The sequence below is a fragment of the Armatimonas sp. genome, assembly GCF_964826245.1.
Map to the genome: position 1 here is coordinate 1 of NZ_CBAYMC010000173.1, position 9671 is coordinate 9671.

The following is a 9671-nucleotide window of genomic DNA, read 5'->3' on the forward strand; positions in this document are numbered from 1 at the left end:
TACTCCAGACTTCAGGTCGCCTGAGAAGCCACGCGGCCCCCCGACCACATCGAGGTTCTCCACCACGACCCGGATAATCTCCCCAAACCCGAGTGTCACAATGGCCAGATAGTCGCCGCGCAGGCGCAGGCTGGGCAGGCCGACGACATAGCCGATTCCCGCCGCCGCAAGCCCTCCCACCAGCATCGAGAGCAGCATCGCGGGGCCACCCGAGAGCAGGGAGTAGAGCGGCGAGGAAAAGTCCCCGTTTTTTGGCACAAAAGGAAAGAGCTTGTCGTGACCGTAGACCGTCAGCGAGGCCGCAACATAGGCGCCCACGGCTTGAAAACCCGCATGTCCAATCGAGAACTGGCCTGTGAAGCCATTGATCAGGTTCAGTGAGACCGCCATGATGATCGCGATCCCACAGAGCATCACCACGCGGTAGACCACATCCTGAAGGTAGAGCGGAAAGAGCATCGAGCCCGCGAGCAGCCCGATCAGGGTCACAGCGCTCCCGCCAAGACGCGTTAAGATCTTCTTCTGCATGGCTAGACTTTCTCCGGCGTGTTCTTGCCCAGCAGCCCCGCAGGCCGAACTAGGAGCACCACGATCAGAATCACAAAGGCCAGTGCATCTACCCAGCGCGACGGGTCAAAGTCGTAGGAGCCGATCTTGACATGCGGTGCGCCTTTCACGAAAGACTCAGAGAGGCCCATGAGCAGCCCACCGAGCATCGCACCGGGAATCGAGCCAATCCCCCCGACCACGGCGGCGACAAAGGCTTTGATGCCCATCTGCACTCCCATCAAGGGCAGGATGCTCTTAAAGGTCAGGGCACCAAAGAGCACGCCACCCGCTGCGGCGAGTGCAGCGCCAAGGCCAAAGGTAAACGAGATCACCGCATCGGTGTTGATCCCCATGAGAGCTGCCGCATCAAAGTCATGACTGACGGCGCGCATGGCCTTGCCCATCTTGGTGCGCTGGACGATAAACCAGAGGATTGCCATGAGCACAAACGCCGTAATCACCAGAACCAGCTGGTTCTGGGAGATGGTCAGGTTCTGCCCCACATGAAGGGTCGCCTCCGGGCCACTGGGAAGGATCTCGGGATAGAACTTGGGGTCTACGCCAAAGACAAAGGGAAGCTGAGCCGCCCCTTCCAGAAAGAGCGAGATTCCAATAGCCGTGATCAGAGCCGTGAGACGCGGCGCACGGCGCAGAGGTCGGTAGGCAAGGCGCTCGATCAGCAAGCCCAGCGCCACACAGACTGTCATCGAGATCAGCAGGACAGGCAGGAGCTGTACCAGTCCTCCCAAGAGAGTCACCTGCTGCTTGACTTTTAGCCAGCGGGAAGCAAAGTAGCCGACATAGGCCCCAACCATAAAAACATCGCTATGGGCGAAGTTAATGAGTCGGAGGACGCCGTAGACCATGGTGTAGCCCAGCGCGATCAGCACATAGATACTTCCGAGCTGGATACCATTGATAGTGTTCTGAAGAAATTGATCCATAAAAGGCAAAGTCCCACGCAAGCGCTAGCTCACGTGGGACGGAAGATTAATTAGGAGCGATCGTCTTGACGTAGGCAAACTCGGCACCCTTGATCTGCAAAACCACCGCGCTCTTGGTCGCGTTGCGGTCGGCATCAATGGTGATTTTCCCCGTGACAGCCTCGTAGTCTTTGGTCTGGGCGAGGGCATCGCGCACTTTCTTGCGCTCTGTCGAGCCCGCACGCTTGATGGCATCGGCGAGGATCATCATCGCATCGTAGCCCTGTGCGACGAGGCTTGCGGGAGCCTTGCCATTTTTCGCACTAAACGCCTTCACAAAGTCTTGGACTTTTTGCTCCTTGGAGTCTTTGGAGTAGTGGGTGGAGAAGTAGGCACCTTCCAGCGCTTTTCCGGGGCCACCTGCGCCCTCGACCAGCTTCTCAGAGTCCCAGCCATCGCCGCCCATGAGAGGCACTTCAATGCCGAGCTCTTTCGCCTGCCGTGCGATCGTCCCAACCTCGTTGTAGTAGCCAGGAATGAAGATACCATCTGCGCCTGCCGCCTTGATCTGGCCCAGCTGGCTGCGGAAGTCGGAGTCTTTTGCGTTGTAGGAAACATCTACCGCAATCGCCCCGCCCATCTTGGCAAACTCCTCTTTGAAGACATCGGCCAGCCCGACCGAGTAGTCCTGTGAGGGATCGCGCATGATAGCGACTTTCTTGAGCTTGAGCTCTTCACTGGCAAACTTGGCCATCACAAAGCCCTGGAAGGGGTCAATAAAGCACACACGGAAGATGAAGTCTCCGACTTTGGTCACTTCCGGGTTGGTGGAGCTAGGTGAGATCATCGGGATACCCGCGCGCTGGAACTCAGGAGCCGCCGTCTTGGAGCGGCTTGAGGCAACCTCGCCAATCACCGCCACCACTTTGGCATCCGAGGCGAACTTGACCGCGACCGTCTTGGCTTCATCGGCTTTGCTCTGGTCGTCCTGCGTCTCCACCTCGACCTTCATCTTCTTGCCACCAACGTCAATTCCCCCCGCCGCATTGATCTCATCAACCGCAAAGGTCAGACCCGCGTTGGACTCCACCCCAAAGGTCGAGGTCTCGCCCGTTAGCGAGGCGTACTGCCCCACTTTAATCGTATCGCCGCTGGTGTCCTGAGCTGCCGCTGTGGTTGCCGCCCCGGTGCCGGAGTCGCCGCCGGTTTTGTTTGCATTGGGATCTTTACAGCCCACCAGGTTCAGGGAGAGAACCAGGCCGGGAATGAGCGCCTTGAGAAGCGACGCTCGGGAAAATTTATGCATCTTGCTATCCTTCCTAACTTGCCTAACTTGCCGCCGCGCTCAGCGCAGCCGCTTCTTCTTCAAAAATGGAAAATATACCCAGCAGTCCGGTGATGGTGAAGGTGCGCTGAACCGCGCTCTCGGGCAGAATGATAAGCAGGAGCGTTCCGCCTGCTTCGAGAACCTGCTTCCGTGCGGCCACCAACACCCCTAGACCCGTTGAGTCTATGTAGGCGACACGCTTCAGGTCCACAATAACGGTCGTCTTGCCCGCCGCCAGATGCCCTTCAAGCTCCGCCTTAACCCGAGGCGCGTGGTAGGCATCTAGCTCACCACTCAGCCCCATCACAGGGATCTCTCCCGTGTTTGTTGTTTGGATTGTTAGCTCTGCCACACCCGTTTCCTTAATGAGACCATCATGAATGCCACCAGTATACACCCTGTGCCCCCGGAAAGAAACACCCCCACACGCCAGGAAAGAGGTTCGTAGCGAAAAACGAGCTGTTTCGTGCCCGGTGGTACGGAAACTCTCATAAAAATCGGCGGGGTGGGCGCAATACGCAGAGGTGTCCCATCCGCCCAAGCGCGCCAGCCGGAAGCAAAGCTCTCTCGGACTACGACTTCGGTACGCTCGGGGCTTTCCGGGATGAGAACCCACTCGCCGGGACGAGAACCAACAAGCCTCCCACCTGTGGCTAAAGGTGCGGGCTGTGTCAGAGCGTACTCACTCTTTATGCCCACCACACGCTCAATCCCCAGTGCTTCGAGCTGCTCTTGCTGGGCCTTGGTGAGCTTCGCGGGCTCCTCCGGGAGCTCGCCCAGTGCCTTGAGCGCGTTGGTCACGTCCCGCCGGGCAACGGGCTCGTAGCCACCCGCCTGCCGCGTGTGGCTCCCGAGCAGCATATTGGGCGTGGGCTGCGCAAAGAGCTTCGTCAGCGAGACCTCACGGTAGTGCTTGTAGGGCGCGATATACTTCCAGGCTTCGTAGGGCCGCAGGTGAAAGACACGCCCTGCAAGCGGCGGTGGCGCTTGGGCAATCCCCGACAGCTCGGCAGGATCGCAGGTTGGGTGAAGTGTCCGCGCAAAGAAAACCGTATCAGCGATTGCGAGCAGCACCAGAGCCCACTTGACCGGCTCTTTGACACGCACCCGCTCCAGTCCCTGTGCGGCCAGCACGGCAAGCGCAAAGGTTCCCAGATAGAGCCAGCGTGCCGGATCGTGGAACTGCTTGACACCGGGCAAGACGTAAAACGCCAGGGTGAACAGCCCCGCAGAACGCCCGAGTGCCAGCCAGAAACACAGAAAGGCTGCCCCAATCCAAAATGTCCGCTCACGGCTCCCACGGCCACAAAAGGCCAGCACGAGCGGGATCAGTCCGAGGTAGCAGCACGGCTCCCAGAAGTTGCCTTTTCCGAACCAGCCCCCGGACATCGCGGGGTTGCCAAAGGAGTTGGGTGCAACCAGCAACCGCAGCTCTTTCCAGGGTAGATAGAAACGGTTCGCCTCACGGAGCCCCAGGTGCGGACGCGTGGAGGTGCCTGCGTACTCAATCACGGGCAGGAGCTGTGCCAGTGCCAGACCAAGCCCCAGCAGAGCCGCCAAGGCGAGGGCACCAAAAACGCCAAGACGCTCACGACGAGGCAAGCTCACAAGACGGAAAATCACCCATGCCACGGCCAGGTAGAGCTGCATCAGAGTCACTTGTGCATGTGCCGCCAGCAGCGCCAGCCCGACACACACCCCAAGAGCTGCCACACGCCCCAGCGCGTTTTTCGCCAGCACCCGCTCAGCTCCCCAGAGCAGCCACGGAAGCCAGCTCATTGCCTGAAGCATGTTGGGGAACTGTGCTTTCGAGACAAAGGCCCCGCCAAAAGCAAAGGCAACCGCGCCCAGTGCCGCCGCCACGGGCCCCAGGGAGCGCGTCCGCAAAAACGCCTGCATTCCCCAGCCCGCCCAGAGCACATGAAGCGCCGTCGAGAGCGCGACAGTGCGTTCCGCGGAGAAGAGCAGAAGCAGAAGCGTCGACGGATAGAGCGGCCAGGCCTGAGGGTTTCCCACAAAGGGCTGGCCACAGTTGACATACGGGTTCCAGAGCGGGATGCGCCCTGCCAGAAGCTCGTCGCGCAGGAACGCTAGCTCGGGAATAAAATAGAGCGCGAGATCTCCGTAGAAAAAGACCCGTCCTCGAAAGATCACATCGAAGAAGAGTGCAAGAGTTCCGAGTAACAGAAGAACTCCCCCCCGCTGGGCGGGGGCAGGGGGGGAAGGAGGCGAGGTCACTTTCCAGGGCGGCCAAAGAGGAAGCCCATGCCCCCACCGCCGCCGCCGCTGATATTGACCTTTGCCTCGAGCTGGCGCTGGACTTTTTCCGCCAGATCGGTGTAGTGCAGGCGGGTGTACTCATCCAGCGATGTAATACTCTGCGCGGCCTTGAGCTTCTCCCGGAGCATCTTGAGCTGCGCGGAAGCCAGCATTCGGCTATCATCGGTGCCGGTGCCACTGGCGAGGCCAATCAGCGACTCGATGTGCTGACGCTGGAGGTGCCGCCGCGAGAAACCGACGTTAGACTTAGTGACCAGCTCGCTCCAGACCGCATCCGAGACCGTCTTGAAGAGGGTCGGGAGGGTCAGTGCCTTCGTCGGGTCTGCCGTTTTATACTCATTGCTCGCCACTTTCGACAGCGTGGTCGTCGAGAGCATGCGCCGTACGACGGCTTTCTGAAGGTTGGCAATGTAGTCTCCCACGAAATACTCGGAGGGGCGCGACTCGGGCGCGGACAGGTCCATCGTAAGCTTTTCGAGGTAGCCAGGGGGCAGCTTTAGGGCTCCTGGTGCCAAGATATACTTGGCAATCAGCTCCAGAGCACGCTTCTGCTGCGCACCGTCTACTGGCTTGAGGTTTGGCTTCTCGCCTGCATCCCCCTTGAAGCTTCGGCGGACTTGCTGTGCCCCAATGTAGCGGCTCGCCTGCCCGGAGCCTTGCGAGAGCATGTCCAAGACCACCTGAACTTGCCGGGAAAACTCCAGATAGCTCTCGCCGGGCTTGACACGCTTATCGAGCTTCCCCATCATCTCCTGCGCGGTCTGCATGACCCGCTCCCAGTAGTCAAGTGGGTTTGCGGAGCTATCAAAGCGCGTGATCGTGGGGTCGAAGATATCGGCCTCCCCATCGGTCATGTAGAGCAGGCCGGGCTCTCCACTGCGCCTTGCAATCTGCTTGAGCATGGGCAGCTCGTCGCTGGGTGTACGCGCCGCAGGAGCAGGCATGTAGCCGTACTGAAGCGCCCACTGGTCATAGATTCCCGGGCTCAGCGACCAGAACGGAACGCCCGGCGATTTTAGCGCGGCGATATTGAAGGGCGTGTAGTCCATCAAAGATGCCGTCACCGTCTTGCCAAACGGAACCACTTTGGGATTGCCAAGCTGAGCCAGCGTGTACTGAGTGGAGGCGACAAAGTTATGCCGCAGCCCCAGAATATGGCCAAACTCGTGTGCGACTACCTCATGAAGGAACTGTGTGACATAGTCTTTCTGGCTGATCTTTCCCTCGGCGAGGACATTGACCGCGAGGAAGCCAAACCAGGCATTGGTCTTTGCCAGCTTGCCGTACTCACAGCGGAGCTTGCTGTCGTGTCGGTGTCCGTGTGCTTTCTCTTCTTCCTCGCGCTTCTCATACTCCGCGATTCGGGTGAAGGCTTGCTCAGGGGCGACGGAGTCTTTGTACTCCACTTTGGTAACCTGCGCCATTCCCGCATCCACCGTGATACTGGCACTGAGAATCTGCCCGGTAAGCGGGTTATGACGAGCCTGCGCGATGGCATAGGCATCGGCGGGGTTGGGAGAGAGAACCCAGCGAATCACATTGAAGCGCATGTCGGCGGTGTCCGTTGGCACCAGCCCCTTCTTGACTTCTTCGTCGGTGGGCTTATCGGGCATCTGCTTCACCTGGATGGCGTCTTTGAAGCCCACTTTCTCCAGAGTCGGGTTCCACGAGAGAAGCGCGGCACGGAAGGTCGGACGATACTGCTCGGGGATAGCGTTGTCCAGCCAGAAGACAATAGGCTTGACCGGCTCAGAGACAGCGACCTCCGGGTTCTTCTTGCGCAGATCCCAGCGGGTGATAAAGCGCTGGGTCTGATCCAGCTTATCATCGCGCTCCAGAGTCTGGTTGTCTGCCGTAAAGTAGCCGATGCGCGGGTCGTAGAGTCGGGGGATATAGCCGTTGTCCACGGGGAGTGCGGAGAGGTTAAACGTCACTTGGACAGGAGCGCTTCGGGGGTCTCCCAGGGTCGGCGTATTTACCAGCAATGGCGAGAGACCGCGCACAAAGTGGTACTGGCTCGTGACCACTAAGTTCTCCGGGAAGTTCTTCACCGAGAGGACATAAGTTTTCTCACGATCTAGCCCCATGCCACCGCCCGCGGGCCCTGCCAGCAGTCCAGGAATAGGAGATGCGCCAGAGAACGCAAAGCCAATTCCCAAGAAATCACTCTTGAAGAACTCGGACAAGTCAATGAGAAGGCTCTTGCGATCAGACTGCTTGGCCTCGATCTTAAAGGTCTGGAGAAAAGACATCGGCGGCATCGAGCGCTTCAGGGCAAGCGCTGTCGCGGCATCCTGAGCCCCAACGTAGTTGGTATTGGGCACGGCGAGATAGATCTTGTCATCGGGGCTCTTGGTAAGCTGGAAGACAAAGTCGCTGATCGGATCGCCCGCAACGGCGTGGCTGGAATCACCGGTGCTAAAAGTCGCCTGAAGCAGCAGGAGCTTATCAAGCTGGTCTTCGCGCACCTCAGCGTAGATCGTGTCCTTGCCACTTTCCTCACGCTTTCGCCAGAGAGTCACCACGCCAGGAAGCTTGTCGAAGTCCTTCACTGTCTCGTCAATGGTCTTGGCCTTGGGCGGCTCGACTTTGGGGGACTGCGCCTTAATGCTGCTCTGCTCGGCTTTCAGGCCCACCTGTAGCTTCTTCACTTCGTCGGCGGGGAGTGGGCCGCCACTGTCGCGATTGGACTTGAAGCTGGCCGTCACCACCTCACCCTCCCCGAAGGGAATGTTGGCGACCACGATATCGGAGGCCACATCATCGCCGCTACCGATCTCGATCCAGATAAGCCCCTTGGTCGTGATGGGGTTCTTGCCGGAGTTCTCGGTGTACGACACCCCGATCCGAGCACACAGCGTGCCATTTTTTTCTTCCAGTGCCTGGAGCTCGTACTCACCCTTGGCCTCAATCAGCCCATACGTGGAGCTCGCCTTAAACTCCCGTGTCCATTTCTCTCCCACCGCAACAGGCTTGTCAGAGAAGGCAATGGATGTCGCCACATAGAGGCGCTCATCGCTATGATCTTCGTCTTTTTCGGTCTTGGAGCTTTTATAGCTGACGAGCGTGCCATCCGGCTTGATGGTGAACGTATCAACATCTTTTCCCACATCAGGATCATCGGGGCCTTTTTGACCGTTGATAAACTGCTGGAGCGACTCGGTACGGCTCTCGTAGGTGATCTCTCCACTGGCGGCCACGCCAGTGTAGTTGATCCGATCCAGCTCTTTCACATCCAGCGTGAGCTTCTGCCCCCCAGGACCATCTAGTGAAAACGTTGCGGTTGCATTGATCTTCTTGACTTGATTTTGCTGGGCTCTATTGACAAAAAGCACCTTCTGGGCAGCGGCAGGAGGCTGAGCGGGGCTAGCGGCAGGAGAGGCGGGTGGCTGCGCCATCGTCGGGACAGCGGGGGTGAGCATCAGCGTCAAAACCAGCGCTGACAGGGGCAACGTGCGATTCAATGAAAAACTCCTCAACAGTTCTTTAGAGACAGTTTATGATACCTGAGTCTCCCTATTAAAACGCAAGAGGCCCCTCGAATGTTACGAGGAGCCTCTGCGTTTTTTTATGCCCAAGAAGGGACTTGAACCCTTACCCCTTGCGGGACATGGCCCTCAACCATGCGCGTCTGCCAATTCCGCCACCTAGGCAATTGAGGGACTGCCTGACTAGCAGGCGAGAGAGATTCTATCGCGCCGTCTCTACTCTGTCAAGTATTTGGAAACCTAAACTTCTTCAGGACTTCTTCACGTTTGTCTTTCATACTAGAGATCACGGAGGATTCGACAATGACACGAGCACGATGGAATGTAGTTGGCGGGATGGCTTTAGGAGCCGCGCTGACAGTCGGTTTTGCGGCGACGATGCAGCAGGCAAACGCCCAAAAAGCCAAGGACACGAGTAATACTTTGGTTGCGCAGGAGCTTCCTCAGCCGCCTCAGGGTGGTTTTGGTGGTGGCCAAGGCGGCTTCGGTGGCCCTCCTGGCGGCGGCCAGGGTGGCTTTGGCGGTCCGGGAGGGCCTCCCGGCGGTGGTGGCTTTGGCGGCCCCGGTGGTGGACAGGGACGACCAGGGGGTATGGGCGGCATGATGGGGATGATGGGCGGCGGGGGCGCAAGCATTGCGGCTACCGATAAGTACGTCTATATCCTGCGTGGCGATCAGCTTCTGCAGTACTCGGTAGATGGCCTCAAGCTGATGGCAAAGGCGACTCTACCACGCCCTGAAGGCATGCCAGGTGGCCCTGGCGGCCCCGGCGGCCCCGGCGGACGCAACTAGTCTCGCTTCGGAAACGAACAGACGACGGTGGTGACTTGCTCACTGCCGTCGTTTTGCTTTGGCGAGAGTGCTCGCCCACGGCCCGCGAGTAAATTTGAGTAGAGGGTCAAGAACGTATTGCGATCCCGCTCTGTCACCACAAGCGGCAAGTGGGCACGAGGAAACATCAGATCCGCTCTATCCAGGCTATGGCCATCCAAGCCAATCGCGTGCCCGAGCTCGTGCGCGAGAACTTGGACCATTAGCTCCTCGTCTAGGTTTTCATCCACTTTGATCTGTGCACGGATAATCCCGGAGTCGCTGGTGCGGTAG

The 9671-nt window shown here is 58.9% G+C and carries 8 protein-coding genes and 1 tRNA gene; 1 reads left to right on the top strand and 8 read right to left on the bottom strand.

The window, feature by feature from the left end:
* From AC1XOS_RS15585 to AC1XOS_RS15615, 7 genes are all read right to left on the bottom strand, one after another.
* Positions 1–459: branched-chain amino acid ABC transporter permease (locus tag AC1XOS_RS15585; protein ID WP_481963153.1), on the bottom strand; the 459-nt coding region annotated here is incomplete at its 3' end.
* A 71-nt stretch (positions 460–530) separates the two neighbouring features.
* The gene (locus AC1XOS_RS15590; RefSeq protein WP_481963146.1) at positions 531–1493 is read right to left on the bottom strand and encodes a branched-chain amino acid ABC transporter permease; all 963 of its coding nucleotides are present in this window, start codon (positions 1491–1493) and stop codon (positions 531–533) included.
* A 46-nt stretch (positions 1494–1539) separates the two neighbouring features.
* On the bottom strand, positions 1540–2778 hold the full coding sequence (locus tag AC1XOS_RS15595) for an ABC transporter substrate-binding protein (RefSeq protein WP_481963147.1): 1239 nt from the start codon (positions 2776–2778) through the stop codon (positions 1540–1542).
* A 22-nt stretch (positions 2779–2800) separates the two neighbouring features.
* Positions 2801–3151 (bottom strand): STAS domain-containing protein, encoded by a 351-nt coding sequence (locus tag AC1XOS_RS15600; RefSeq protein WP_481963148.1) that lies wholly within the window; start codon positions 3149–3151, stop codon positions 2801–2803.
* The gene (locus AC1XOS_RS15605; protein ID WP_481963149.1) at positions 3139–5037 is read right to left on the bottom strand and encodes a YfhO family protein; all 1899 of its coding nucleotides are present in this window, start codon (positions 5035–5037) and stop codon (positions 3139–3141) included. Before AC1XOS_RS15605 ends, AC1XOS_RS15600 begins: the two co-directional genes overlap by 13 nt.
* On the bottom strand, positions 5034–8543 hold the full coding sequence (locus AC1XOS_RS15610) for a zinc-dependent metalloprotease (RefSeq protein WP_481963150.1): 3510 nt from the start codon (positions 8541–8543) through the stop codon (positions 5034–5036). Before AC1XOS_RS15610 ends, AC1XOS_RS15605 begins: the two co-directional genes overlap by 4 nt.
* A 107-nt stretch (positions 8544–8650) precedes the next feature.
* Positions 8651–8732 (bottom strand) — tRNA-Leu (locus tag AC1XOS_RS15615).
* A gap of 138 nt (positions 8733–8870) precedes the next feature.
* Here AC1XOS_RS15615 and AC1XOS_RS15620 point away from each other — a divergent pair.
* Positions 8871–9359, top strand: a complete 489-nt coding sequence (locus AC1XOS_RS15620; RefSeq protein WP_481963151.1) for a hypothetical protein — start codon at positions 8871–8873, stop codon at positions 9357–9359.
* On the opposite strand, the gene AC1XOS_RS15625 is transcribed toward AC1XOS_RS15620, so the two are convergent.
* A partial coding sequence (locus tag AC1XOS_RS15625; RefSeq protein WP_481963152.1) for a matrixin family metalloprotease occupies positions 9356–9671 on the bottom strand: 316 nt, incomplete at its 5' end. The two genes, AC1XOS_RS15620 and AC1XOS_RS15625, sit on opposite strands and share 4 nt — an antisense overlap.